Annotated in this window: 22 protein-coding genes; 11 read left to right on the top strand and 11 right to left on the bottom strand. The window is 70.5% G+C overall.

Translation table 11 applies throughout. The features are described from left to right. Positions 1 to 5: 5 nt before the first annotated feature. Positions 6 to 734 carry a L,D-transpeptidase family protein gene (locus ACWIHT_RS15630; RefSeq protein ID WP_456168839.1) on the bottom strand — a complete coding sequence of 243 codons (729 nt, stop codon included), beginning with the start codon at positions 732 to 734 and terminating at the stop codon, positions 6 to 8. Positions 735 to 956: 222 nt separating this feature from the next. Between ACWIHT_RS15630 and ACWIHT_RS15625 the strand changes: the two genes are divergently transcribed. From ACWIHT_RS15625 to ACWIHT_RS15610, 4 genes are all read left to right on the top strand, one after another. Beyond that, the gene (locus ACWIHT_RS15625; RefSeq protein WP_456168383.1) at positions 957 to 2,798 is read left to right on the top strand and encodes an ABC transporter ATP-binding protein; all 1,842 of its coding nucleotides are present in this window, start codon (positions 957 to 959) and stop codon (positions 2,796 to 2,798) included. After that, complete coding sequence (locus ACWIHT_RS15620) at positions 2,795 to 4,576, top strand: ABC transporter ATP-binding protein (RefSeq protein WP_456168381.1); 1,782 nt, start codon at positions 2,795 to 2,797, stop codon at positions 4,574 to 4,576. Before ACWIHT_RS15625 ends, ACWIHT_RS15620 begins: the two co-directional genes overlap by 4 nt. Before the next feature lie 285 nt (positions 4,577 to 4,861). Next, positions 4,862 to 5,338, top strand: coding sequence for a DUF5709 domain-containing protein (locus ACWIHT_RS15615; protein WP_200708992.1), 477 nt, complete (start codon positions 4,862 to 4,864; stop codon positions 5,336 to 5,338). 51 nt (positions 5,339 to 5,389) lie between these two features. After that, positions 5,390 to 5,680: a type B 50S ribosomal protein L31 gene (locus tag ACWIHT_RS15610; protein WP_456168379.1), complete on the top strand. Its 291-nt coding sequence runs from the start codon at positions 5,390 to 5,392 to the stop codon at positions 5,678 to 5,680. 44 nt (positions 5,681 to 5,724) lie between these two features. Here ACWIHT_RS15610 and ACWIHT_RS15605 read toward each other — a convergent pair whose 3' ends face one another. Then, on the bottom strand, positions 5,725 to 6,516 hold the full coding sequence (locus tag ACWIHT_RS15605; protein ID WP_456168377.1) for a metal-dependent hydrolase: 792 nt from the start codon (positions 6,514 to 6,516) through the stop codon (positions 5,725 to 5,727). 145 nt (positions 6,517 to 6,661) lie between these two features. Here ACWIHT_RS15605 and ACWIHT_RS15600 point away from each other — a divergent pair, with 145 nt between their 5' ends. Both ACWIHT_RS15600 and ACWIHT_RS15595 read left to right on the top strand, forming a co-directional pair. After that, the gene (locus ACWIHT_RS15600; protein ID WP_456168375.1) at positions 6,662 to 9,175 is read left to right on the top strand and encodes a DUF3516 domain-containing protein; all 2,514 of its coding nucleotides are present in this window, start codon (positions 6,662 to 6,664) and stop codon (positions 9,173 to 9,175) included. A gap of 19 nt (positions 9,176 to 9,194) precedes the next feature. Continuing rightward, entirely contained in the window at positions 9,195 to 10,058 is an 864-nt protein-coding gene (locus tag ACWIHT_RS15595) for an acyl-CoA thioesterase (RefSeq protein WP_399120799.1), read from the top strand. Between the two features lie 25 nt (positions 10,059 to 10,083). On the opposite strand, the gene ACWIHT_RS15590 is transcribed toward ACWIHT_RS15595, so the two are convergent. Both ACWIHT_RS15590 and ACWIHT_RS15585 read right to left on the bottom strand, forming a co-directional pair. Beyond that, positions 10,084 to 10,998, bottom strand: coding sequence for a DUF6397 family protein (locus tag ACWIHT_RS15590; RefSeq protein ID WP_456168373.1), 915 nt, complete (start codon positions 10,996 to 10,998; stop codon positions 10,084 to 10,086). A gap of 126 nt (positions 10,999 to 11,124) precedes the next feature. Next, positions 11,125 to 11,538 (bottom strand): roadblock/LC7 domain-containing protein, encoded by a 414-nt coding sequence (locus ACWIHT_RS15585; RefSeq protein WP_019062680.1) that lies wholly within the window; start codon positions 11,536 to 11,538, stop codon positions 11,125 to 11,127. A gap of 93 nt (positions 11,539 to 11,631) precedes the next feature. Here ACWIHT_RS15585 and ACWIHT_RS15580 point away from each other — a divergent pair, with 93 nt between their 5' ends. Then, positions 11,632 to 12,060, top strand: coding sequence for a PPOX class F420-dependent oxidoreductase (locus tag ACWIHT_RS15580; RefSeq protein WP_200708986.1), 429 nt, complete (start codon positions 11,632 to 11,634; stop codon positions 12,058 to 12,060). Positions 12,061 to 12,069: 9 nt separating this feature from the next. On the opposite strand, the gene ACWIHT_RS15575 is transcribed toward ACWIHT_RS15580, so the two are convergent. From ACWIHT_RS15575 to ACWIHT_RS15555, 5 genes are all read right to left on the bottom strand, one after another. Further along, complete coding sequence (locus ACWIHT_RS15575) at positions 12,070 to 12,675, bottom strand: GTP-binding protein (RefSeq protein ID WP_450513158.1); 606 nt, start codon at positions 12,673 to 12,675, stop codon at positions 12,070 to 12,072. Between the two features lie 182 nt (positions 12,676 to 12,857). After that, positions 12,858 to 13,271 (bottom strand): DUF742 domain-containing protein, encoded by a 414-nt coding sequence (locus ACWIHT_RS15570; protein WP_456168370.1) that lies wholly within the window; start codon positions 13,269 to 13,271, stop codon positions 12,858 to 12,860. Positions 13,272 to 13,293: 22 nt separating this feature from the next. Next, positions 13,294 to 13,731 carry a roadblock/LC7 domain-containing protein gene (locus tag ACWIHT_RS15565; RefSeq protein ID WP_456168368.1) on the bottom strand — a complete coding sequence of 146 codons (438 nt, stop codon included), beginning with the start codon at positions 13,729 to 13,731 and terminating at the stop codon, positions 13,294 to 13,296. Beyond that, positions 13,728 to 16,256 (bottom strand): sensor histidine kinase, encoded by a 2,529-nt coding sequence (locus ACWIHT_RS15560; protein ID WP_456168366.1) that lies wholly within the window; start codon positions 16,254 to 16,256, stop codon positions 13,728 to 13,730. The genes ACWIHT_RS15565 and ACWIHT_RS15560 overlap by 4 nt, the downstream gene beginning before the upstream one ends. A gap of 63 nt (positions 16,257 to 16,319) precedes the next feature. After that, positions 16,320 to 17,093 (bottom strand): MHYT domain-containing protein, encoded by a 774-nt coding sequence (locus ACWIHT_RS15555; protein ID WP_456168364.1) that lies wholly within the window; start codon positions 17,091 to 17,093, stop codon positions 16,320 to 16,322. Between the two features lie 152 nt (positions 17,094 to 17,245). On the opposite strand from ACWIHT_RS15555, the gene ACWIHT_RS15550 reads away from it, so the two are divergent. The 3 genes from ACWIHT_RS15550 to ACWIHT_RS15540 all read left to right on the top strand — a co-directional run bounded on the left by ACWIHT_RS15550 (position 17,246) and on the right by ACWIHT_RS15540 (position 19,302). Then, positions 17,246 to 17,845 (top strand): class I SAM-dependent methyltransferase, encoded by a 600-nt coding sequence (locus ACWIHT_RS15550; RefSeq protein WP_456168362.1) that lies wholly within the window; start codon positions 17,246 to 17,248, stop codon positions 17,843 to 17,845. Between the two features lie 134 nt (positions 17,846 to 17,979). Further along, positions 17,980 to 18,276, top strand: coding sequence for a hypothetical protein (locus ACWIHT_RS15545; RefSeq protein ID WP_456168360.1), 297 nt, complete (start codon positions 17,980 to 17,982; stop codon positions 18,274 to 18,276). A gap of 135 nt (positions 18,277 to 18,411) precedes the next feature. Continuing rightward, a complete protein-coding gene (locus ACWIHT_RS15540) occupies positions 18,412 to 19,302 on the top strand; it encodes a hypothetical protein (protein WP_456168358.1) in 891 nt (296 codons plus the stop codon). A 133-nt stretch (positions 19,303 to 19,435) separates the two neighbouring features. On the opposite strand, the gene ACWIHT_RS15535 is transcribed toward ACWIHT_RS15540, so the two are convergent. Then, positions 19,436 to 19,618, bottom strand: a complete 183-nt coding sequence (locus ACWIHT_RS15535) for a hypothetical protein (RefSeq protein ID WP_456168356.1) — start codon at positions 19,616 to 19,618, stop codon at positions 19,436 to 19,438. Between the two features lie 153 nt (positions 19,619 to 19,771). After that, positions 19,772 to 20,836 carry a fatty acid desaturase family protein gene (locus ACWIHT_RS15530; protein WP_456168354.1) on the bottom strand — a complete coding sequence of 355 codons (1,065 nt, stop codon included), beginning with the start codon at positions 20,834 to 20,836 and terminating at the stop codon, positions 19,772 to 19,774. Positions 20,837 to 21,228: 392 nt separating this feature from the next. Here ACWIHT_RS15530 and rox point away from each other — a divergent pair, with 392 nt between their 5' ends. Beyond that, positions 21,229 to 22,659, top strand: coding sequence for a rifampin monooxygenase (gene rox / locus ACWIHT_RS15525; protein WP_456168352.1), 1,431 nt, complete (start codon positions 21,229 to 21,231; stop codon positions 22,657 to 22,659). The last annotated feature ends 80 nt before the right edge of the window (positions 22,660 to 22,739 follow it).

The raw sequence follows: 22,739 nt of genomic DNA, 5'->3' as shown, positions 1-22,739 counted from the left end.
GTGTTCTACCCCTTGAGGTCCGCCCTGTCCCCCATCAGCACCACGGGATGCCGCTCCGGGTCGAGCGTGCGCAGCAGGTACTCCATCGCCTCCTTGGGCAGGCTGACGCAGGCCGACGTACCGCTGCCGTGGTCCAGATGCAGCCAGATCCCGCCGCCCTTGTCCTCGCCCTCGGGCTGTTCGGCGTCGTCGGGCGGGGTGCCCGGGACGCGGTTGTAGTCGATGGCGATGACGTAGTCGAAGTCGTGCCAGTACGACTCGTCCCAGTCGCGCGGCGCCGCGTACCCCTCGTCCTGCGTGTACGGCAGGGCGGCGCCCGGGTCGTCGAGCACACCGGCCGCGGCGGTCAGGGTGAACACGCCGACGGGGCTGCGTTCGTCCCCTAGGTGGTGGTCGAGGGTCCAGCCCCTCTTGCCGTTGTGCGCGGGCCAGCTGCGGGTCCGGTTCCAGACGGAGCCGTGCTTCGTCAACAGGACGGCGGTGGAGGTCGGGGAGTCCTTGCCGTCGCCGTAGACCGCCAGGACCTGGCGGGTGTCGGCGGGGATATCGCGGTGGAGCCGGTCGCCGACGTCCGGGATGCGGGTCGGGGCCGGGGCGGCGACTGCTTTTCTCGGGTGGGTCGCCTGTGGTCCCGGTCTCCCCTCGCGGCCGCCGGGGTGTCGTGTGTCCGTGCTTCCGCACGCGGACAGGGTCGTCATCGTCAGGAGGGAACCGAGAGCCGCCATCGCGACCATCGCACGTCGTGTGCCGCCACTCTGCATCGGCCCATGGTCACATCGCGTTCGGTGACATTGCGTGAGGTCACGGACATCTCACCACGGATGGGTGAACGCCGGTTCTGAGCCCCGGCGGGGAAAACCCCTTGCTTCCGACCACGCTACGAGGCGAACCTTTCACGGTTTGTTGCCGCACTCCGCGGTTCCTTCCGCCGCCCCGACCAGAGCCACTGGGACGTCATGCAGATTCAAGACCTTCCGTATCCCGACCCGGGTGTCCCGGACGCCCGCTCGGGGCCCCGATTCCTGTGGTGGCTCGGCCGGAACCAGCTCGGCGGACAGTTCAAGTCGCTCGCCTGGGGACTGCTGCACTTCGTGTCCGTCTGCGCGCTTCCCTTCTGCGTGGGACTCGCCGTCCAGGCCGTGGTCGACCGCTCCGGCGGCCGACTCGCCCTGACCGGTGGGCTGATGGCGCTGTGCGGAGCGGGTATCGCCGTGGGCGACACCTTCCTGCACCGGGCCGCCGTCACCAACTGGATCACGGCCGCCGCCCGCGTCCAGCAGTTGCTGGGCCGTCAGGCCGCCCATCTCGGTTCGGCGCTGACCCGGCGGGTCGCGGCCGGTGAGGTCGTGGCCGTGTCCACGGGCGACGTCGAGAAGATCGGCTGGTTCGTGGAGGCGCTGTCCCGCTTCCTGGCCGCCGCGCTGACCGTCGTCATCGTGTGTGTCGGTCTTTTCGTGTACCAACCGGCACTCGGTGTCGTCGTCGCCGTGGGCATGCCCGTACTGGCGGTCTCCGTGCTGCCGCTGCTGCCCCGTGCCACCCGGCGCGCGGACGTGCAGCGCGAGAAGGCGGGACGCGCCACCGAGCTGGCCTCAGACACGGTCGCCGGACTGCGGGTGCTGCGCGGCATCGGCGGTGAGGAACTGTTCCTCGACCGCTACCGCCGTGCCTCCCAGGAGGTGCGCCACGCGGCCGTGCGCAGCGCCCGGATGTGGTCGCTGATCTCGGCGATCCAGGTGCTGCTGCCTGGTCTGCTGCTGATCGTCGTCGTCTGGCACGGTGTGCACCTGGCCCGCGAGGGCCGGATCACGGTGGGTGAACTGGTCACCGTCTACAGCGCGGTGATGGTCATGTCCTACCCGCTGCGGCACTTCGAGGAGATCGCCATGGCGTACTCCTTCTCCCGCCCCTCGGCCAAGCGTGCGGCGCGCGTGCTGTCCCTGGAGCGGGTCACCGACACCGTGGGAACGCGCGCGGCGGAGGTGCCGACCGGGGATCTGTACGATCCGGCCACCGGTCTGCTCGTGCCGTCCGGCCGGTTCACCGCCGTGGTGTGCGGCGACCCCGACGCGGCCGGGCGGCTGGCCGAACGCCTCGGTGGACACCCCGCGGAGGCAGGCACCTCAGTGCTCCTGGACGGCGTGGCGCTCGACGAACTCCCGCTCGCCTCGGCACGCACCGCCGTCCTGGTCCAGGACAAGGACCCGGTGCTGCTCTCCGGTTCGCTGCGCGAACTGCTCGATGTGCCCTCCTCGGGTGCGGTCGGCGCGGAGGAAGCTCTGGCCGCCGCGCAGTGCGGTGACGTGCTGGTGGCGCTGGCACAGGGTTCACTCGACACCGACGACCCGATGGACGCCCGCATCACCGAACGCGGGCGCTCCCTCTCCGGCGGCCAGCGCCAGCGGCTCGCCCTGGCCCGGTCGCTGATCACCGATCCCGAGGTACTCGTCCTGGACGAGCCGACCTCAGCCGTCGACTCCCACACCGAGGCCCGGATCGCGGACGGTGTACGGAAGTTGCGGGCCGGCCGGACCACGGCGGTGTTCACCTCCTCGCCCCTGCTCCTGGACCACGCGGACCGGGTGGTCCTCGTGCACGAGGACGGGGTCGTGGCGGTCGGCACCCACCGCGAACTGCTCCGCAGCGAGCCCCGGTACCGGGCCGTGGTGACCCGCGAGACGGAGGACGAGGCGGCGCTGAGGAACGCCGTCAACGACGAGGCCGCTCTGCGGAGCACCCTCGACGACCACGATGTCGCGCTGCGCGGCGCACTGGAAGAAATCGAGGAGACCGCATGATCGGCGTGGCGCCCCCGGCGTACGACCCGGCCGCTCCGACCACGGCCAACACCCTGCCGGTCGGCGCCCCCGCGACCGTACGCGCCTACGTGTCCGAACTGTTCCGTCGGCATCGCCGGGCCTTCCTCCTCCTCGTCACGGTGAACACGGTCGCGGTGGTCGCGTCGATGGTGGGCCCTTATCTGCTCGGCGACCTGGTCGAGCGGGTGTCGGACGGAGCGCGGGAACTTCATCTCGGCCTCACCATCGGGCTGTTCGGGATCGCGCTCGCCGTCCAGGCCGTGTTCATCCGGCAGGTGCGGCTGCGCGGCGCGATGCTCGGCGAACGGATGCTGGCCGATCTGCGCGAGGACTTCCTCGTACGGTCGGTCGGACTCCCTCCGGGTGTCCTGGAACGGGCGGGCACCGGCGATCTCCTCTCCCGCATCACCACCGACATCGACCGGCTCGCCAACGCGATGCGCGAGGCCGTACCGCAGCTGGCGATCGGTGTCGTGTGGGCGCTGCTTCTGCTGGGCGGCCTTGTCGTGACCGTGCCGGCGCTGGTGCCCGCCGTACTGATCGCGGTGCCGCTGCTGGTCGTCGGCTGCCGCTGGTACTACAAGCGCGCGCCCGCCGGCTACCGCTCCGAGGCCGCCGGGTACGCCGCCGTGGCCGCGGCCCTCGCCGAGACCGTCGACGCGGGACGCACCGTCGAGGCACACCGCCTCGGCGACCGGCGCATCGCCCTCTCGGAGCGCCGCGTCAAGGAGTGGACGGCCTGGGAGAACTACACGCTCTGGCTGCGGTCGGTGCTCTTCCCCGTCATCAACATCACTCATGTCACGGTGCTCTGTTCGGTCCTCATGCTCGGTGGGGTGTACGTCCTGCACGGCTGGATCGGGGTGGGCGAGCTGACCACGGGCGCCCTGCTCGCGCAGATGCTCGTCGACCCGGTGAACCTGATCCTGCGCTGGTACGACGAGCTCCAGGTCGCCCAGGTCTCGCTTGCCCGGCTGGTCGGTGTCCGGGACATCGAGCCCGATGCCGGGGACATGGCGCTGTCGCCCGAGGGCCGGGACGTGCACGCGGACCGGGTGCACTTCGGCTACCGCGAGGGCGTCGACGTGCTGCGCAAGGTGTCCCTGGAGGTCGCGCCCGGCACCCGGCTGGCCCTGGTCGGCCCCTCGGGCGCGGGCAAGTCCACCCTGGGCAGGCTCCTCGCCGGCATCTACGCGCCCCGGGACGGCCGGATCACCCTCGGCGGCGCCGAACTCTCCCGGATGACCGCCGAACACGTCCGCTCCCATGTGGCTCTCGTCAACCAGGAGCACCACGTCTTCGTGGGCTCCCTGCGCGACAACCTCCTGCTCGCCCGGACGGACGCGCCGGACGCGGAGCTGTGGGCGGCGCTGGGCGCGGTCGACGCGGACGGGTGGGCGCGGGCGCTGGACGACGGCCTCGACACCGAGGTGGGTTCGGGCGGGCTGGCGCTCACCCCGGCCCAGGCCCAGCAGATCGCGCTGGCCCGGCTGGTGCTGGCCGATCCGCACACGCTGGTCCTGGACGAGGCGACCTCGCTCCTGGACCCGCGTGCGGCCCGCCATCTGGAACGGTCCCTGGCCCGCGTTCTCGACGGCCGCACGGTCGTCGCGATCGCCCACCGGTTGCACACCGCCCACGACGCGGACGTCATCGCCGTGGTCGAGAACGGCCGCATCAGCGAGTTGGGCAGCCACGATCAGCTGGTGGCGGCGGAGGGCGCGTACGCGGCGCTCTGGCGGTCGTGGCACGGGTAGCTCCGCCGGTTGAGCGGTGACTGTCCTGCGGGTCAGCTTGAATCCGCGGGCGGATGGGGGCTGGACGCGCTGTTCCCCGCGCTCCTTTCGGGGCGCCTCACCGCACCGGAGACCCCGTGCCGTTGCGCGTGGGGGAAAAGGGGTGGAAGTCTGGGGGACGGCACTGGTTCGGGGAGTGCCCGGGAACCATGTGGTTCGTGCCGGGCTCCGCCTGTGCCCCGCACAGCGGCGGCCCGCCGCCGAGCGCGGTGAGTACGGGCCGGTCCCCACCACCTGGAGGTACCCGTGAACAGCGTCGACGGATGGGGAGACGACGTCTACCAGCCCGACGGATCCGAGGTTCAGGACGACGCGGGCCTGCTCGACGCGGAGGACACGCTCCTGGCCGACGGTGTCGAGGACCCGCTCGACCGCGGCTGGTCCCCACCGGACCGCCCCTGGGCGGTGGAACGCGCCGATGTCACGGCCGCCGAGCGTCAGCACGGTGAGACGCTCGACCAGCGCCTCGCCGAGGAGGTCCCGGATCTCGTGGTGCCCGACGGCGACGGCCTCGGCGACTCCGAGGACACGGACGGCGAACTCCGGGACACCGAGGTCGGTGACCTTCGCTCCGGCCGGCTCGTGGCACCCGACGAAGGGGCGCACGAGGACGAGGAGAGCGGCCTGATCGCCACCGACGTGGGCATCGACGGCGCGGCGGCCTCCGCCGAGGAGGCCGCGATGCACATCGTCGACGAGGACGAGGACTCGCTCTACGGCTGACCTCGCCGTCCCCTGGCCGTCACCCACACGCCCGCCGCAGGAGGAGCAGCCATGCAGCAGGACAAGCAGCCCGACTACCACCCCGTGGTCTTCCGCGACCGCTCCGCCGGATACGCGTTCCTGACCCGGTCCACCGCGACCAGTGACCGGACCATCGACTGGGACGACGGCGAGACCTACCCGGTCGTGGACGTGGAGATCTCCTCGGAGAGCCACCCCTTCTACACCGGCAAGGCCAGGACGGTGGACTCGGAGGGCCGTATCGCCCAGTTCGAGCGGCGCTACGGCGGCGGTACGGGCCAAAGTCTCGGCGAAGCGGGCCAGGGTTCCGGCGGGGCGTGAGCCGCTGCTCGCGTCGACGCCGGAACCGGGATCGGGGCCGGGCCTCAGATCACGTTGAGCGCCGCCGCGCAGCCCACTCCCCCGAGCAGTATGAACACCGGCATCAGCACCTTGAGCTCGATCCAGCTGCCCGCGCGGAACCGCATCACCTTCGGCGGCCCGATCGGGTGCCAGCGCTTGCGGCCCAGCGGGATCGGCCACAGGATCGGGCAGCCGGAGACGGTCAGCGCGTCCCCGATGTCGTGCACCAGCGCGCCCAGCACGACCGGCAGGCCCAGCCAGAGGTACTGGTGCTGGTCCGTGAACAGCCAGTCCGAACCGTTGCCCGGCTTGTCCAGCACTCCGGCCAGGATCCACGCGCTGGTCGCCGCCAGCAGCCAGACCAGGATGTCGCTGCTGGAGCCGCGGGCCGCCCGCCACAGCAGGCCCTCGATGGCCAGCACCATGTGCACGAAGAGGATCGCCAGCACTCCCCAGCGACCGCCCAGGATCGCCACGCCCGCGCTCCCCGCGCCGATCAGGACCGCCCACAGCCAGGTGTGGGTGAGCGTGCGGTGCCCGCCGTTGCGGCGCGGGTCGCCCTGCTTCCTGGTCCCCTTGTAGACGGCGTACGAGAGCTTGTCGACAACCTCGCACACGGTCCGCGAGACGGGTCCGAAGGCCCGGGAGATGGTCGCCGCCTTGTGGTCGAGGTCCGGGGCGAGCGCCGCGCCGGCGCAGATCAGGGCGCCGACCAGGATCACCGGCCAGGGCATCGGATGCCCGGCTGCGGCGGTCGCCGCTCCGACGCCGAGCCAGGCCGCCGCTCCCGACAGTGAGTGTGCTGGTCCCATCATGGCCGTTCCCCGCCCCATTCCTCTTACGCCGCCGGTCAGTTGCTCGGGCGCCCTGACACTCCGTCGGCGACACAGCGTAGCGGTAGCGATCTTCATCTCCGCAGCCGATTCCCCCATCGACCGGGACGCCAGGCAAGATGGGGTCGTGACCCTCATCGACCAGTTGCCGCCGACCGCAGATCCCGACGCCCTCTACGAAGCCTTCGAGTCGTGGGCCCAGGAGCGCGGTCTCACGCTCTACCCCCATCAGGAGGAGGCGCTGATCGAGGTGGTCTCCGGTGCGAACGTGATCGTGTCGACGCCCACCGGCTCCGGCAAGAGCATGATCGCCGCCGGTGCGCACTTCGCCGCGCTGGCCCGGGACGAGGTCACCTTCTACACCGCCCCGATCAAGGCGCTGGTCTCGGAGAAGTTCTTCGAACTGTGCAAGATGTTCGGCACCGAGAACGTCGGCATGCTGACCGGCGACGCGTCCGTGAACTCGGACGCGCCCATCATCTGCTGCACCGCGGAGGTCCTCGCGTCGATCGCGCTGCGCGACGGCAAGCACGCCGACGTCGGCCAGGTCGTCATGGACGAGTTCCACTTCTACGCGGAGGCGGACCGCGGCTGGGCCTGGCAGATCCCGATCCTGGAGCTGCCGCAGGCGCAGTTCATCCTGATGTCGGCCACGCTCGGCGACGTCGCGATGTTCGAGAAGGACCTCACCCGGCGCACCGGGCGCCCCACTTCGGTGGTCCGCTCGGCGGTCCGTCCGGTGCCCCTTTCCTACGAGTACAAGCTGACCCCGCTCACCGAGACGCTGACCGAACTGCTGGAGACCAGGCAGGCGCCGGTCTACATCGTGCACTTCACGCAGGCGCAGGCCGTGGAGCGGGCGCAGGCGCTGATGAGCATCAACATGTCCTCGCGCGAGGAGAAGGACCAGATCGCCGAGCTGATCGGCAACTTCCGCTTCACCACCAAGTTCGGCCGCAATCTCTCGCGTTACGTACGGCACGGCATCGGTGTGCACCACGCCGGCATGCTGCCCAAGTACCGACGCCTGGTGGAAAAGCTCGCGCAGGCGGGCCTGTTGAAGGTCATCTGCGGTACGGACACGCTCGGGGTGGGCGTCAACGTGCCCATCCGCACAGTGCTGTTCACAGCGCTGGCCAAGTACGACGGAATCCGGGTACGTACGCTGCGCGCCCGTGAGTTCCACCAGATCGCGGGCCGCGCTGGCCGCGCGGGTTTCGACACGGCGGGGCTGGTGGTCGCCCAGGCTCCCGAACACGTCGTCGAGAACGAGAAGGCGCTCGCCAAGGCGGGCGACGACCCGAAGAAGCGCCGGAAGGTCGTCCGCAAGAAGGCGCCCGAGGGTTTCGTCGGGTGGACGGAAGGCACCTTCGAGAAGCTCATCACCTCCGAGCCCGAACCGCTCACGTCCCGGTTCCGGGTCACGCACACGATGCTGCTGTCGGTCATCGCCCGTCCGGGCAACGCCTTCGAGGCGATGCGGCATCTCCTGGAGGACAACCACGAGCCGCGCAAGCAGCAGTTGCGGCACATCCGGCGCGCGATCGCGATCTACCGCTCGCTCCTGGACGGCGGCATCGTCGAGAAGCTCGACACCCCTGACGCCGAGGGCCGCATCGTGCGCCTGACGGTCGACCTGCAGCAGGACTTCGCGCTCAACCAGCCGCTGTCGACCTTCGCACTCGCCGCGTTCGAACTGCTGGACCCCGAATCGCCGTCGTACGCGTTGGACATGGTCTCCGTCGTCGAGTCCACGCTGGACGACCCGCGGCAGATCCTCGCCGCCCAGCAGAACAAGGCGCGCGGGGAGGCAGTGGCCGCGATGAAGGCGGACGGCGTCGAGTACGAGGACCGCATGGAGCGCCTCCAGGACGTCAGCTACCCCAAGCCGCTGGAGGAGTTGCTCTTCCACGCGTACAACACGTACCGCAAGAGCCACCCGTGGGTCGGCGACCACCCGCTGTCGCCGAAGTCCGTGATCCGTGACATGTACGAACGGGCCATGTCCTTCACTGAGTTGACCTCGTACTACGAGCTGGCCCGCACCGAGGGCATCGTGCTGCGCTACCTCGCCGGTGCCTTCAAGGCCCTCGATCACACCGTCCCGGACGACCTCAAGTCCGAGGACCTGGAGGATCTGATCGCCTGGCTCGGCGAGATGGTGCGCCAGGTCGACTCCAGTCTGCTGGACGAGTGGGAGCAGCTGGCCAACCCGGCGGAGATGACCGCCGAGGAGGCCCAGGAGAAGGCCGACCAGGTCAAGCCGGTCACCGCGAACTCGCGTGCCTTCCGGGTCCTCGTCCGCAACGCGATGTTCCGCCGGGTCGAGCTGGCCGCCCTCGACCATGTCGCGGAACTGGGCGAGATGGACGCCGAGTCCGGCTGGGACGCGGACGCGTGGGGCGAGGCGATGGACAAGTACTGGGACGAGTACGAGGACCTCGGCACCGGTCCCGACGCCCGCGGGCCCAAGCTGCTGCTCATCGAGGAGGAGTCGCAGCACAGCCTGTGGCGCGTTCGGCAGATTTTCGCCGACCCGAACGGCGATCATGACTGGGGCATCAGCGCGGAGATCGATCTCGCGGCCTCCGACGCGGAGGGCCGTGCGGTCGTCCGTGTCACCGACGTCGGCCAGCTGTGAGCACAGGAGAATCCCACCCATGACGAACCCGGCAGAGCGGCTCGTCGACCTGCTCGACCTGGAGCAGATCGAGGTCAACATCTTCCGTGGCCGCAGCCCGCACGAGTCCCTGCAGCGGGTCTTCGGCGGCCAGGTCGCAGGCCAGGCGCTGGTCGCCGCGGGGCGCACCACGGAGGGCGACCGGCCCGTGCACTCGTTGCACGCGTACTTCCTGCGCCCGGGTCGGCCGGGCGTGCCGATCGTGTACCAGGTCGAGCGGGTACGGGACGGGCGGTCGTTCACCACCCGTCGGGTCACCGCCGTGCAGCAGGGCCGCACGATCTTCAATCTCACCGCCTCCTTCCACAAGCCTGAGCAAGGTCCTTTCGAGCACCAGCTGCCGGCCCGCGAGGTCCCGGACCCGGAGTCCCTGCCGACGGTGTCGGAGGAGGTCCGGGCCCATCTGGGCGTGCTGCCCGAGCAGTTGGAGCGGATGGCACGCCGCCAGCCCTTCGACATCCGGTACGCGGACGGGCTGCGCTGGAGCGCCGAGGAGATCAAGGACGCCGAGCCGCGCAGCGCCGTGTGGATGCGCGCGGTGGGGCCGCTCGGCGACGATCCGCTCGTGCACACCTGCGCGTTGACGTACGCCAGCGACATGACGCTCCTGGACGCCGTCCGGATCCCCGTCGAACCCCTGTGGGGGCCACGGAACTTCGACATGGCGTCGCTGGACCACGCCATGTGGTTCCACCGGCCGTTCCGCGCGGACGAGTGGTTTCTGTACGACCAGGAGTCCCCGATCGCGACGGGCGGACGCGGTCTGGCCCGCGGGCGCATCTACGACCTGGAGGGACGCCTGCTCGTCTCGGTCGTCCAGGAAGGGCTGTTCAGAGCGCTGTGACTGGTGGATGTGCGTGCGCTGCGGCTCACGCGTTTCTGCGGCGCAGCCAACCGAGCATGCCGCGTGATCGCTCGGGTTCCGGCGCCGGCTCGGGCGAGTGCTCGCTCAGGGACGGCGGTTGCTCACTCAGGGACGACGGGGCTCCGGCCGATTCGGAGGCAGGTCGCGGTGCGGGGCGATGGAGGCGTGCCTCGTCCAGTACCTGGGCCAGGTCCGCCCGCAGCCAGCTGATCTCGTCCGGGTGGTCCGCCGTCATGATCCGCTCGGCGAGGTGAGCGGACGGCGAGCCCGGAGCGCCGTGGGCGGGCGGGTCCGGCCGGAACCGGTTCAAGTGGGCACGCTCGTAGGGGTCCTTGACGATCTCGGCCACCTGGACGGGGTCGAGCAAGGCCGACAGGGCGCCCGCGCGTTCCCACAAACCGTCCGCCTCGCGCAGCAGGAATCCCAGATGGCGTCCGCGCCAGTTGCGGGGCCGTAGGTCCAGACCCTCTCGGAGTTGATCGCGCAGGCCTTCGGGCGTACGGCCGTTCAGTAGTGAGGTGTGGTTCTTGTCGGTGGCGAACTGCCGTAGTTCTTCGGCGAGATAGAGCCAGACCACGGCCCTGTAGCGGTTCAGATAGAACCTCACGGGCACCACCAGTCCCAGCCGGGCGAGGCGGGTGAACCGGGCGGAGGTGACTTCCATGAGGGCCGCGCCGCCCGTGGTGCCCACGGTCCTGACGCTCTCCGCGAGCGATTCCGGGAATCCCTCGGCCGAGCGGAGTTGGTCGATCTCGGTGCGGGCGACGCGTCGGCCGCCGCCCCCTTCGTCGGGCACGGTGCGGATGCGTCCGAGATGGACGGCGAGGTCGAACTCGCCTCGTTTGAGGCCCAGTTCCCGTGCCGCGCGACTCGGCGTGCACGAGAGTTCCGATGGTGTGGTGATGGTGTTGCCTGCCATGGTCGATCTCCCCCGTGGAGTCCGATGCTCACGCTGTGTGCGTTCGCGATGGACAAACCGTAGCCGGCTCGGAGAATCTCGTGGCGGGCCTGTGGATAACTTCGCGGGAGCGAGCAAACTCGCAGGTCAGAGGTCTGTAACGGGAGTTCGCTCGGGCTGCCGGGCGTCCACGCCGAGGTGTTCGCCGACACGGTTGACGAGCAGTGTCATCTCGTAGGCGATCTGGCCGATGTCCGCGTCCGCGCCGCTGAGGACGCACAGACAGCTGCCGCTGCCCGCGGCCGTGACGAACAGGACGGCGTCGTCGAACTCGATCATCGTCTGCCGCACCCCGCCGGCGCCGAAGTGGCGTCCCGAGCCCTTGGCCAGGCTGTGCAGTCCGGAAGAGACGGCGGCGAGGTGTTCGGCGTCCTCGCGGCGAAGTCCCGTGCTCGCGCCGGTCACCAGTCCGTCGTTGGAGAGGACCAGAGCATGGCGTACATGCTCGACGCGCTCGGTCAGATCGTCCAGCAGCCAGCTCAGTCCCTGGTTCTGCGCCATGTTCCGGCCTCCCCGAGTCGCGTTCTCCCCCTGGCCGGAGGATCTCCCGTCAGCCTTCACCACGCCCGTCGCCCGGGCAAGGAGGATAGGGACATGGCACAGAACATGACCGACGAGGAGTGGCGAGCATTCGTCTCGCACGGCACGCGCACGGGCAAGCTGTCGACCGTTCGCGCCGATGGGAGCCCACATGTGGCCCCGATCTGGTTCCTGCTCGACGGGGACGACGTGGTGTTCAACACCGCGAAAGGAACGGTAAAAGGGCGCAATCTGGCCCGTGACGGGCGAGTCGCCCTCTGCGTGGACGACGATCGGCCGCCGTTCGACTTCGTGGTGCTGCAGGGGCGCGCCGCATTGTCGGAGGAACCGGGCGAACTCCGATACTGGGCCGCCCGGATCGGGGCTCGGTACATGGGTGAGGAGCGTGCCGAGGAGTTCGGCGCCCGCAATGGAGTGCCGGGCGAACTCCTCGTCCGCGTCACGGTCGAGAAGGTGGTGGCCCTGAAGGGGATTTCGGAGTGAGCGCTCCGGTCAGCCCACCGAGTCGAGCATCCGGGCGGTGTGCATCCGTCCGGCGTACTCGACCAGCCGGATCAGCACCTCCTTCCCCGAGTCGCGGTCCCGGGCGTCACAGAGGACCACCGGTGTTCCGCGGTCGAGGTCGAGAGCGCGGGAGACGTCGTGGGCGCCGTAACTGCGGGCGCCCGTGAAGCAGTTGACGGCCACCACGAACGGGATGTGCCGGTGCTCGAAGTAGTCGACCGCGGGGAAGCAGTCCTCAAGTCGCCGGGTGTCCGCGAGGACCACGGCTCCCAGGGCGCCTTGCGACAGTTCGTCCCACAGGAACCAGAAGCGGTCCTGGCCCGGCGTGCCGAACAGGTAGAGGGAGAGGCCGGACCTGATGGTGATGCGGCCGAAGTCCATGGCGACGGTCGTCGTGACCTTCTGGTCCACGCCGTCGGTGTCGTCCACCAACTGGCCGGCCTCGCTGAGCAGTTCCTCGGTGCGCAGCGGCCTGATCTCACTGACCGCGCCCACCATGGTGGTCTTGCCCACGCCGAATCCGCCGGCGACCAGGATCTTCAACGCCAGGGCGGTCGTGTCGCCGCCTTCGGCATCGGAGTGCTCGGAGACCATCGATCACTTCTCTCGGGAGTACCGGCAACGGTCGACGTCCGTAGGTGTGCATCCTGACAAGTAGAGCCTCGCACTGGGTGATTGGACCGCTATTTGCCCGATGTGACCGTCTCGCACCTGTTCGGTGTCCGGATGGCTGCACAAGTCGTCGTCGTACGCGTTCGAGTGGTGCTGAAGTTTCATCACAGTGCCCGGAGTCCCTCGATCACCTCGCGCAGAATCCGTTCGTCAGGAAGCTGCGCGGGCGGCACCGGACGGCTGACGGTGACACAGCCGACTTCCAACAGGTCGCCCAGGAGCACCCTGACCACCCCCAGGGGAAGGTCGGCTCCGGCGGCCAGTTCGGCGACGGACTGCGTCTCCACGCGGCACAGGTCGATGAGGGCCCGGTGTTCCGGTCCGAGCCCGGTGTCGTCCTCGAAACCGGGCGCGCCCACGTCCAGCGTGACCAGCGCGATCAGGTCGAACCGCACTCCCGTAGGGCCTGGTTTGGTACGTCCGCCCGTCATGGCGTAGGGGCGGACGAGCGGCCCGGCCTCCTGGTCGTACCACTGGCTGCCCGGCTCGTGCGGGACACCGGTCATGTCTTCGGTCATCGGAACGGACCGCCTTCTCGCCTCATCCGGCGGCGGGAGGCCGCGCACCGACGCGCGGCGGCGTGTACAGGTGCTCGCCGACGCGCTTGACCAGCCGTGCCATCTCGTACGCCACCAGGCCTATGTCGGCGGCCACAGCGGTGAGGACGGCGAGGCAGGAGCCGTCCCCGGCCGCCGCCACGAACAGGAAGCCGTCGTCCATCTCCACCATGGTCTGCCGCACTCCGCCGGCGCCGAAGTGCCTTCCGGCGCCCTTGGCGAGGCTGTTGAATCCGGAGGCGACCGCGGCGAGGTGTTCCGCGTCCTCGCGGTCGAGGTCGGTGGAGGCTCCGATGGCGAGGCCGTCGTTGGACAGCACGACCGCGTGCCGTACTTCGCCGACGCGCAGCACCAAGTCGTCCAGCAGCCAGTCGAGTTCACCGGACCGCTGGGCGGCCCTCATACTCGGGTCCTGGATCATGCGGGGTCTCCTTCGCTGCTGTCGCTGCCCGTTGCGGGGCCTGGGGTGGCGCCACGGCCCGGTTTCCTGCCGCCGCCGCGCGTCCAACCTTCGCGGTAGGCCGCCATCCGGTCCCGTACGACTTCCGGACTGCGGTGCTCGTCGCGTGGGGCGGCAGGCGCCCGTTCCCGGTCCGCGGCGGGCTGTTCGCGGAGCTGGGGGGCGAGGCTCGCCTGCCGTACCCGGCGGGGGAGGTCGTCGCCGTCCTCGGGGCCCTCGGTGTCCTCGGTAGGTCGGTGCAGTCGCAAGGTGGTGACTCCAGGGGGCGGGGTGCCGTTCGCCGGCTCCGCCGAGGCCCGGGGCGGGGACGCCAGGGCGGGTCGGTCGGCCGGTGCCGGGACGGACTCCTGGTGCGGGGGCGGGGACGGCACGCGCGCGTACTCGCGTTCCACGGCCCGCTGTCCGTCGTCCACTGCCGCGCGGGGGGAGCGTTCCGCCGCGCCGCCGTGCAGCAGGGCGGTCGGCAGCAGCACGACCGCCGTCGTTCCGCCGTAGGGCGAGGTCCGCAGGTGCACCTTGATGCCGTGGCGTGCGGCGAGCCTGCTGACCACGAAGAGGCCGAGCCGGTCGCTGTCGAAGAGGTCGAGAGCCTCGGACTGCTCGATGCGGCGGTTGGCCTCGGCCAGCGTCTCCGGGCCCATGCCAAGGCCCCGGTCCTCGACCTCGACGGCATACCCGTTGCCGACGGGTTCGCCGGTGACGCGCACGCGCGTGTGCGGCGGCGAGAACTGGGCGGCGTTCTCCACGATCTCGGCGAGCAGGTGCGTGAGGTCGGCGACGGCCGTGCCGAGGACGGAGGCTTCGGGGAGTTGGCGTACCTCCACGCGCGCGTAGTCCTCGACTTCGGACACGGCGGCGCGCGCGACGTTGGTCAGCGAGACCGGCATGCGCCAGGCCCGGCCGGGTGCCGCGCCGGAGAGGATGATCAGGCTCTCGGCGTGCCGTCGCATGCGGGTGGTGAGGTGGTCGAGGCGGAACAGGTCGCTCAGTTCGTTCGGGTCCTCGGAGCGGCGCTCCATGCTGTCCAGAAGGCTGAGTTGACGGTGCACCAGGACCTGGCTGCGGCGGGCGAGGTTGACGAAGACCCCGGAGATGCCGCTGGCGAGTTCCGCGCGTTCCACGGCGGCTCGCAGGGCGGCGCGGTGCACGGTGCCCAGGGCCTCGGCGACCTGCCCGGTCTCGTCCTCCGCGGCCGGTCCGGGCGGAGCCTCCGCCCGGACGTCGATCTCCTCCCCCGCGCGCAGCCTCCGCATGGCCTCGGGGAGTTTGTGGCGGGCGATCGCCAGGGCGTCGTTGCGCAGACTGACCAACTCGACGACGAGACCGCGTCCGATGCGTACCGAGATGACGAGCGAGGCGATGACGGCGGCGAGTCCGAGCAGGACGGCGGCGCCGGCCGGGGTGAGCAGTCCTCGTGCGAACGGATCGGCGCGGTCCGCGACTCCGCTGCCCGCGTCCGCCTCGATCGCGTGCATGCCGTCCCGCACGCGTGCGTGCGCGTCGTTCCAGGTGCTCTCGGGAGCCGAACCGATCGCGCGGGTGGCCGAGTTGGCGGCGAGGACCTTGTCCTCGACCGCGCCGATGACGGTGTAGGAGCCGGTGTCGGCCAGGTTCCGCCAGGCGGTGCGTTCGGAACCTCGCAGATCCGCGGTGGCGGAGTCGGTGAGGGTACGGCGCGTGTCGACGGCGCCGGTGAACAGCCGCAGCCGTTCCCCGTCGAGGCGGCCGTCGAGACGGGCACCGGCGAGCACCACGTCCTCCTGGGACAGCGATTCCGCGGCCCGGGAGAACTCCAGCAGCACGCGCGCGTCGGAGCCGAGGGCCGCGTCCTGGATTCCGGTGAGCGCCCCGCCCACGGCGAAGGCCGACGAGATGGTCCTCGTGTACTGCCCGTACGTCTCGTCCCATCCCGCGCGGTGGGCGAGCACGTCGGCCCGCAGCGAGCGCAGTCGCTCGGCCCCGGTGACGAAGGTCTCCAGGCGCTGGGCCACTCCGGTCGGCAGTTCCTCGCCGTCGGCGACGGTGCTGGTGTCGCCGAGCCGCAGCCGGGCGACGGCCCGGTCCGTGTTCCCGGCCAGCCTCTTCAGGTCACCGCTCGGCTCGGCGCCAGGGTCGGTGGCGTAGCGTACCGCGGCCGACCGCTCGGCCTGCAGCGCGGCGACGGCGTCCGCGACGGGGCTGCGCACCGCCGAGTCCACACGCTGCAACTGCCGTAGCCGGGCCACGTCCTGGGCCGTGCTGACGGTCGCGTACGCCCACAGGGCGAGCAGCGAGACGACCGGCACCATCAGCAGGCAGACGATCTTGGCTCGTACGGTGCGGGGACGCATCCGCCAGCGTCCCGCGCGCGGGGGCACCTCGTCCTGCGGCGCGTCCAAGGGCTCGTCGAAGAGCTCTTCCGCGGGTGGTCCGGCGTGTGCGCGGCGACCGCGCACGGGCGGCGGCGCCTCGGCGCCGGCTCTGGGGGTCCTACGGGGGTTGCGCATGGCCTCCTCGCTCGGGAGTTGTTCGGGCGTGCCGTGGCGGGCTCTGGTCGGTCGGGCCGCTTGTCAGTGGGCGACGCTTTCGACCGGCCGCTCGGCCGAGGCGGTCGCCTCGCGTTCTCCCGTCGTCGGCGACAGTGCGACGAACGCCGAGGTCAGGAACAGGTATGAGCCGAGACCGACGGCGAGGGGGAAGATGAACTGCATCGCCGTGGCCCCGGGCAGGGCCGCGCCGGAGGGAGTGACATGCACGCGCACCGCGAACATCCCGGTGTAGTGCATGCTGGCGACGGCCGCCCCCATGACGAGTGAGGCGACGGTGACCGCGATGGGCGACTTGATGTTGAGGGCCGCCCACAGGGCCGCGGTCGCCGCGACGACGGCGATGACGACGGAGAGCCCGACGAGCATCGGGTCGTAGCTCACGTCGCCGTGCAGTCGCACCGCCGCCATTCCCAGGTAGTGCATGCTCGCGACGCCCAGTCCGGTGGCGAGGCCGCCGAGGAAGAGCGCGCGGCCACGGTCGCGGCCGTAGCCGACCACGAAGACGCCCGCGCAGACGACGACGATGGCGACGACGAGGCTGAGCACGGTCAGGGGCACGTCGTAGCGGATGTCGGTGCCACTGACGCCGAAGCCGAGCATGGCCACGAAGTGCATGGTCCAGATGCCGGTGCCGAGCGCGGAGGCGGCGGTGATGAGCCAGTTGCGGCGCGACCGGCCGGTGGCGCCGAGCGCGCGGACGGTGCAGCGCAGCCCGAGTGCGGAGCCCATGCAGGCCATCACGTATGACAGCACGGGGGTCAGCCAGCCGAAGGTCGCGTGGTCCAGGTGTCCCATGACCAGGGGACGCTAGTAGGGGCATGGGTGCACAAAGGGGGCGCATTTCGAAAGGTGTTGCAATATGACGCAGAGAGGCACCTGAACGATCGCGTCACGCTCGAACGTGTGCGCCGAAGCGTCATCCGTGTCGGTGAGGGATCATGCGGAACATGAACGACGACCACACGCATGTCCGGGAGTTCTTCGGTGCGCGTGCCGCGGACTGGGACAGCCGCTTCCCGGACGACGGCCCCGCCTACGCGGCTGCCGTCGCCGAACTGGCGCTGCGCGTGGGGAACCGTGTGCTCGACGCGGGCTGCGGGACCGGACGCGCACTGCCGCCGCTGCGTGCTGCCGTGGGGCCCTCGGGAGTGGTGGTGGGAGCCGATCTGACCCCGGCCATGCTGGAGGCCGCCGTACGGGCAGGACGCGGCCGTGAAGGGTGTCTGCTGCTCGCCGATGTGGCCGCGTTGCCGTTGCGCTCGGAATCGCTCGATGCCGTGTTCGCGGCGGGCCTGATCGCGCATCTGCCTCAACCGGAGGTGAATCTGCGGGAGTTGGCGCGTGTGGTGCGCCCCGGCGGCACGCTGGCCCTGTTCCATCCGATCGGCCGCGCGGCACTCGCGGCGCGTCAGGGGCGGCAGATCACCGCGGACGACCTGCGCGCGGAGCCCAATCTCCGTCCGCTGCTCGCCGGTTCGGGGTGGCGCATGACGTCGTACGTCGACGAGGACGTGCGCTTCCTGGCGTTGGCCGTGCGCGAGGGCTGAGTCGTATCCCTACGGGAGGGCTGAAGCGCTTCACCGCAACGTCCCCCTGCTGTCGCCGCAACTCCAACTCTATGTTGGGTAGCAGTAGATGGACGGTCGACGACGGAACACCACGCAGGGGGAAGGTGGTCAGCATGTTCGACAGGCCCCGCAAGACCTTCGCCAGAATTCTCGCCTCCACGCGCGCGGAGGCCGGGGACGGGCCCGAACGGCGGGCGCACAACCTCTTCGAGGCCGCGGCCGTCTATGTGTCGGCACGCGCCGAGGACGACCAGGACCGGGTCGACGAGGCTGCGGGCTGGGTGTCGCCGGAGGCGCTGTCCTTCGGGGTGAGCGAGCTGGCGTGCCGGGCCGTGGTCGCCCTCGCCAGGGAGCGCGACGAGTCGCCGCGGACGGTGGCCCGTGCCCTTCTCGGGCTCCCCGCGGCCTGACACTTCGGGTTACTGGTGGTCGTTTCGCCCTGTCCAGACGGAAAACTGCAGCTCCGGGTGTACTTGGGAGTCGTGACAAGCGGCTTGCGCGCACACTAGGGTGCGCGCCGTTGGACGAACGATGGGGAGGCTGGGATGGCCGACACGGATGAAGAGGCCGTCGCCGCCGAGGACGACGCGCTCTATGTGCTCACGGCGGTGCTGCTGACGCCGGCGAAGTTCCCGAGTGTGCTGGGTGACGACTATCCGGAGGCCTGCGCCGCGCTCGGTATGGCGCCGCTCGCCGACGGGTACGGCCTGGTGCTCGGCCAGGACGGCGAAGGGGCGCGGTGGACGGTCGTCATCGACGACGTGTCGCTGGTCGCGGTCGCCATCGCGTCCTGGGACTGCGGCATGGAGTACGACCTGTCGCCGAGCGAGCGCACGGTGGTCGCGGCGCTGCCGGGCTGGCCGCTCGCGGTCGCGGTCGCGGCTCCCAATGTGCCCGCGCCGCACGATCCGGACCCCGACCTCGTGGACCGGCCGCCGCTGGCCCCGCCGGACACCACCACATGGGGCCCGGCGCAGCGGCGGCTGGGTGCCGACGAGATCGCGCTCCAGTGGGCCCTGTGGCGGGAGCAGATCGACGACTCGGCCTTCCCCGTCCAGGGCGAGGCGGGCGAGGCTTCGGAGTCGTCGCCTGGCGACGTCACCTCCGAAGACGCGCCCGAGGCGGACGAGGTCGCTCCGGACGACGGCCAGGAAGGCCCGCGGACGGGCCACAGCGGGGTCCGCAGGGTGCTGACGGAGGCCCGGGCGTATGTGGACGCCCCGCCGCCTCTGGGTCGCGTCAGATCGTCGTTCGCGCCGGGCGAGGCGCGCACGCTGCGTGCCGACGGCCCGGGCTGGTCGATGGTGGCCCGCACCGACGACATCGCGTTCGTCCTGCTCGACGAGGAGCCGGGCGAGGTGCTGCCGGTGGGGCGGGGCCCGGAGTTGCCGGGCCTCCTGGAGGCGCTGGACAAGCTTGCCGTAAGGCCCAGTTGAGCCCTCGGGTGCGTGCGTCAGGTGGTCGGGCGCCGTCCGCGAAGCTGCTGTCGGCAGCCCCACGGACGGCGTTGTGCTGTGCTCTGCTCCCGCGCGCCGGGTGGGAGCGCGGTGGGGCATCGGTGTGTCGGTGTCAGCGGCCGATCTCCTTGCCCGCGACGCGGCGCAGCCGACGCCGCTGCGCGGGATCCAGCGTGAGGTACGCGGCCGCCGGCACTCCCACGACTATCAGGAACGAGACCCACCAGGGCAGCCAGATCAACAGGATCAGTCCGACCGCCACGCCTCCTACAACGACCTTCGTGTTTCTCGACATGTGTCGCCTCCTCCGCGGCCGCGGCCGCTCTCTGATCTGAAAACGGGTCCGCGCTTCCCACAGTTCCGGACCGCGACCCTGAGACATCCCTGAGACGCCTCCCCTACTGGCCCCCGAGGGCCGCCTGTCCCCGAGCCGTCACCTGCTCCGTCGTCACTCCGTCCACTCCGGCCTCAGCGGCTCCCCCACTTCGTGGAGGTGGCGCAGGGCCTGACGGTAGGAGTCGACGAGCCCGGTCTCCACGTAGGGGATACCCACATCCTCGCAGTGTGCGCGCACCAGCGGCTGGGCGAGCCGCAGACTGGGCCGCGGCATGCTCGGGAAGAGGTGGTGCTCGACCTGGTAGTTGAGCCCGCCGAGGAACCAGTCCGTCAGGGGACCGCCCCGGATGTTCCGTGAGGTGAGCACCTGGCGACGGAGATGGCCCCATCGCTCGCCGTTCGGGTCCGGCATCTCCATGCCCTTGTGGTTGGGGGCGAAGGCAAGACCGAGGTGCAGTCCGAACAGGGCCTGGTGCAGAGCGGCGAACGCGAGCGCCTTCCCTGGGGACATCGAGGTCAGCAGCAGCGTGGCGTAGGCCGCGACATGGCTCACCAGGAGCGCGCCTTCGACGGTCCGTTCGCGCCGGGGCTGTCGCCGCAGGTCCTGGAAGCCGTGCACCTTGAGGGCGACACCTTCGAGCAGGGTGAGCGGGAAGAACAACCACGCCTGGTTGCGGGTGAGCCAACGCCGGAACCCGGAACGGTCCTTGGCCTGTTCACCGGTGAACACGAGGATGTCGGCGACGACGTCCGGGTCCTTGTCGATGTGGTTGGGGTTGGCGTGGTGGCGGTTGTGCTTGTCGTTCCACCAGGAGTAGCTCATTCCCAGCAGCAGGTTGCCGTGGATCAGGCCGATCAGGCGGTTGGCGGCCTTGCCACCGGCGATCTGGGAGTGGCCCGCGTCGTGGCCTATGAAGGCCGTCCGGGCGCCGAACACGGCGAGCGGCGGGGCCAGGAGCAGGGTGGCCCAGGAGTCGCCGATCAGGACGATGCCGGTCACGATGCCGGCCAGCGCGAGGGCGTTGGCGGAGACGCAGAAGGCGTACCAGACGCGCCGCCGCTCCAGTAGGCCTCGGCTCCTGACCGTGCGCAGGAGGGGCGCGAACTCACTTCCTGGGAACGCCGCTACGGCATCCCCGGGATCATGCGCGCCGACGACTGCGGTGGTCTGGGACATGTCCGGTCTCCGGCTCTCTCAGGCAACGGGGTGACCTGAGCAAACGTACGAATCGGTGACCGGTCGCGACCATGGCGGCACCCCCCGTGTCCGTACGGGGGTCACCTGGGTCCTCACAGGGGGGTTGACGACACCCCCGGCGACCCGGTCCCAGGAGGAAATCGCGTGCCCGGAGAAGTGCGTCGGAAAGGGCGCCGGAAAAAGGCGATGGCAAGGAGGTCGTCCGCTCCTTGCCACACCCAACGTATAGCGCAGTACGGGGCTTGCGGCAAGGCCCCTGTAGTGCCGCAAAATGGCCGACCGAGGCCCGGACCTGCGGAAACGCGGGGTCCGCGGAACGGCTTCCCTCAGGGCGGCCGACCGGATAACTATCTCTTTGAACAGGTGTTTCGATGACGGACGTGATCGTGGTCGGTGGCGGACCGACCGGCTTGATGCTGGCCTGCGAATTGCGGCTGCACGGCGTGCGCGTGGTCGTTCTGGAGAAGTTGACCGAGCGGACCGGGGAGTCCCGCGGGCAGGGTCTGCACGCGCGCAGTGTCGAGATCATGGACCAGCGCGGTCTTCTCGACCGGTTTCTCGCGGTGAGTGAGAAGTTCGCGGTAGGCGGTCTCTTCGGAGGCATCGTCAAGCCCTGGCCGGACCGGTTGGACACGGGGCACCCCTATGGCGTCGCCACCCCGCAGCCGGTCACCGAGAGGCTGCTCGGCGAGCGTGCCGTCGAACTCGGTGCCGAGATCCGGCGCGGCCGCGAAGTCGTCGGGCTGAGTCAGGACGCGGCCGGGGTGACCGCCGAGTTGGCGGACGGCACGCGCCTGCGCTCGCGCTACCTCGTCGGATGCGACGGCGGCCGCAGCGCGGTACGCAAGTCGCTCGGCGTCGGTTTCCCCGGGGAGCCCGCCACGGTCGAGACGCTGCTGGGCGAGATGGCGGTGACCGAGGATCCGGCCACGATCGCCGCCGTCGTCCAGGAAGTCCGCAAGACCCAACTGCGGTTCGGCCTCAGCCCCGGCGAGAACGGCGTGTACCGCGTCGTGGTGCCCGCTGACGGCGTGGCCGAGGACCGGACGACCCCACCGACCCTGGACGACTTCAAGCGGCAGCTGCGGGCCGTCGCGGGCACCGACTTCGGGGTCCACTCGCCGCGCTGGCTGTCCCGGTTCGGCGACGCCACTCGGCAGGCCGAGCGCTACCGGGTCGACCGGGTTCTGCTGGCCGGCGACGCGGCACACATCCATCCGCCGACCGGCGGTCAGGGGCTCAATCTCGGTGTGCAGGACGCGTTCAACCTCGGCTGGAAACTGGCCGCCGCGGTCAACGGGTGGGCTCCGGAAGGCCTGTTGGACAGCTATCACGTCGAACGGCATCCGGTGGGCGCCCGCGTTCTCGACAACACGCGCGCGCAGATCACGCTCCTGGGGACCGATCCGGGTGCGACCGCACTACGGGTGCTGTTCTCCACGCTGATGGACTTCGAGGAGGTGAACCGGTACGTGACCGAGATGATCACCACGGTCGGTATCCGCTACGACTTCGGCGACGACCATGAACTCGTCGGCCGGCGGATGCGGGACGTGAAGTTGACGCAAGGGCACCTCTACGGGTTGATGCACGGCGGCCGGGGGCTGCTGCTCGACCGGACCGGCAAACTCTCGGTGACCGGGTGGACGGATCGCGTCGACCACGTCGTCGATCTCGGCGAGGAGGCCCAACTGGACGTACCCGCCGCCCTCCTGCGGCCGGACGGCCACGTGGCCTGGGTCGGTGACGATCAGGAGGACCTGCTCGATCGGCTGCCCACGTGGTTCGGTAAGGCGGGCTGAGTGCGGCCCTCGAACCCTCACCTGCCCGACGAGCGGCCGACACCCTGGATTCATCCGGCCGTCGGCCGTGATTCCCCACG

This window comes from Streptomyces sp. NPDC002276, from assembly GCF_053891435.1.
Note: the sequence above shows the minus strand (reverse complement) of the source record. Positions and strands in the feature narration are given on the sequence as shown.

Coding starts and splice junctions, on each gene's coding strand:
- ACWIHT_RS15575 (WP_450513158.1), bottom strand. CDS start 12,675: ATGGTCTCCGAGCACTCCGATGCCGAAGGCGGCGACACGACCGCCCTG.
- ACWIHT_RS15540 (WP_456168358.1), top strand. CDS start 18,412: ATGGCCGACACGGATGAAGAGGCCGTCGCCGCCGAGGACGACGCGCTC.
- ACWIHT_RS15555 (WP_456168364.1), bottom strand. CDS start 17,093: ATGGGACACCTGGACCACGCGACCTTCGGCTGGCTGACCCCCGTGCTG.
- ACWIHT_RS15535 (WP_456168356.1), bottom strand. CDS start 19,618: ATGTCGAGAAACACGAAGGTCGTTGTAGGAGGCGTGGCGGTCGGACTG.
- ACWIHT_RS15570 (WP_456168370.1), bottom strand. CDS start 13,271: ATGACCGAAGACATGACCGGTGTCCCGCACGAGCCGGGCAGCCAGTGG.
- ACWIHT_RS15605 (WP_456168377.1), bottom strand. CDS start 6,516: ATGATGGGACCAGCACACTCACTGTCGGGAGCGGCGGCCTGGCTCGGC.
- ACWIHT_RS15550 (WP_456168362.1), top strand. CDS start 17,246: ATGAACGACGACCACACGCATGTCCGGGAGTTCTTCGGTGCGCGTGCC.
- ACWIHT_RS15560 (WP_456168366.1), bottom strand. CDS start 16,256: ATGCGCAACCCCCGTAGGACCCCCAGAGCCGGCGCCGAGGCGCCGCCG.
- ACWIHT_RS15545 (WP_456168360.1), top strand. CDS start 17,980: ATGTTCGACAGGCCCCGCAAGACCTTCGCCAGAATTCTCGCCTCCACG.
- ACWIHT_RS15580 (WP_200708986.1), top strand. CDS start 11,632: ATGGCACAGAACATGACCGACGAGGAGTGGCGAGCATTCGTCTCGCAC.
- ACWIHT_RS15595 (WP_399120799.1), top strand. CDS start 9,195: ATGACGAACCCGGCAGAGCGGCTCGTCGACCTGCTCGACCTGGAGCAG.
- ACWIHT_RS15620 (WP_456168381.1), top strand. CDS start 2,795: ATGATCGGCGTGGCGCCCCCGGCGTACGACCCGGCCGCTCCGACCACG.
- rox (WP_456168352.1), top strand. CDS start 21,229: ATGACGGACGTGATCGTGGTCGGTGGCGGACCGACCGGCTTGATGCTG.
- ACWIHT_RS15625 (WP_456168383.1), top strand. CDS start 957: ATGCAGATTCAAGACCTTCCGTATCCCGACCCGGGTGTCCCGGACGCC.
- ACWIHT_RS15565 (WP_456168368.1), bottom strand. CDS start 13,731: ATGATCCAGGACCCGAGTATGAGGGCCGCCCAGCGGTCCGGTGAACTC.
- ACWIHT_RS15630 (WP_456168839.1), bottom strand. CDS start 734: ATGGTCGCGATGGCGGCTCTCGGTTCCCTCCTGACGATGACGACCCTG.
- ACWIHT_RS15610 (WP_456168379.1), top strand. CDS start 5,390: ATGCAGCAGGACAAGCAGCCCGACTACCACCCCGTGGTCTTCCGCGAC.
- ACWIHT_RS15585 (WP_019062680.1), bottom strand. CDS start 11,538: ATGGCGCAGAACCAGGGACTGAGCTGGCTGCTGGACGATCTGACCGAG.
- ACWIHT_RS15590 (WP_456168373.1), bottom strand. CDS start 10,998: ATGGCAGGCAACACCATCACCACACCATCGGAACTCTCGTGCACGCCG.
- ACWIHT_RS15530 (WP_456168354.1), bottom strand. CDS start 20,836: ATGTCCCAGACCACCGCAGTCGTCGGCGCGCATGATCCCGGGGATGCC.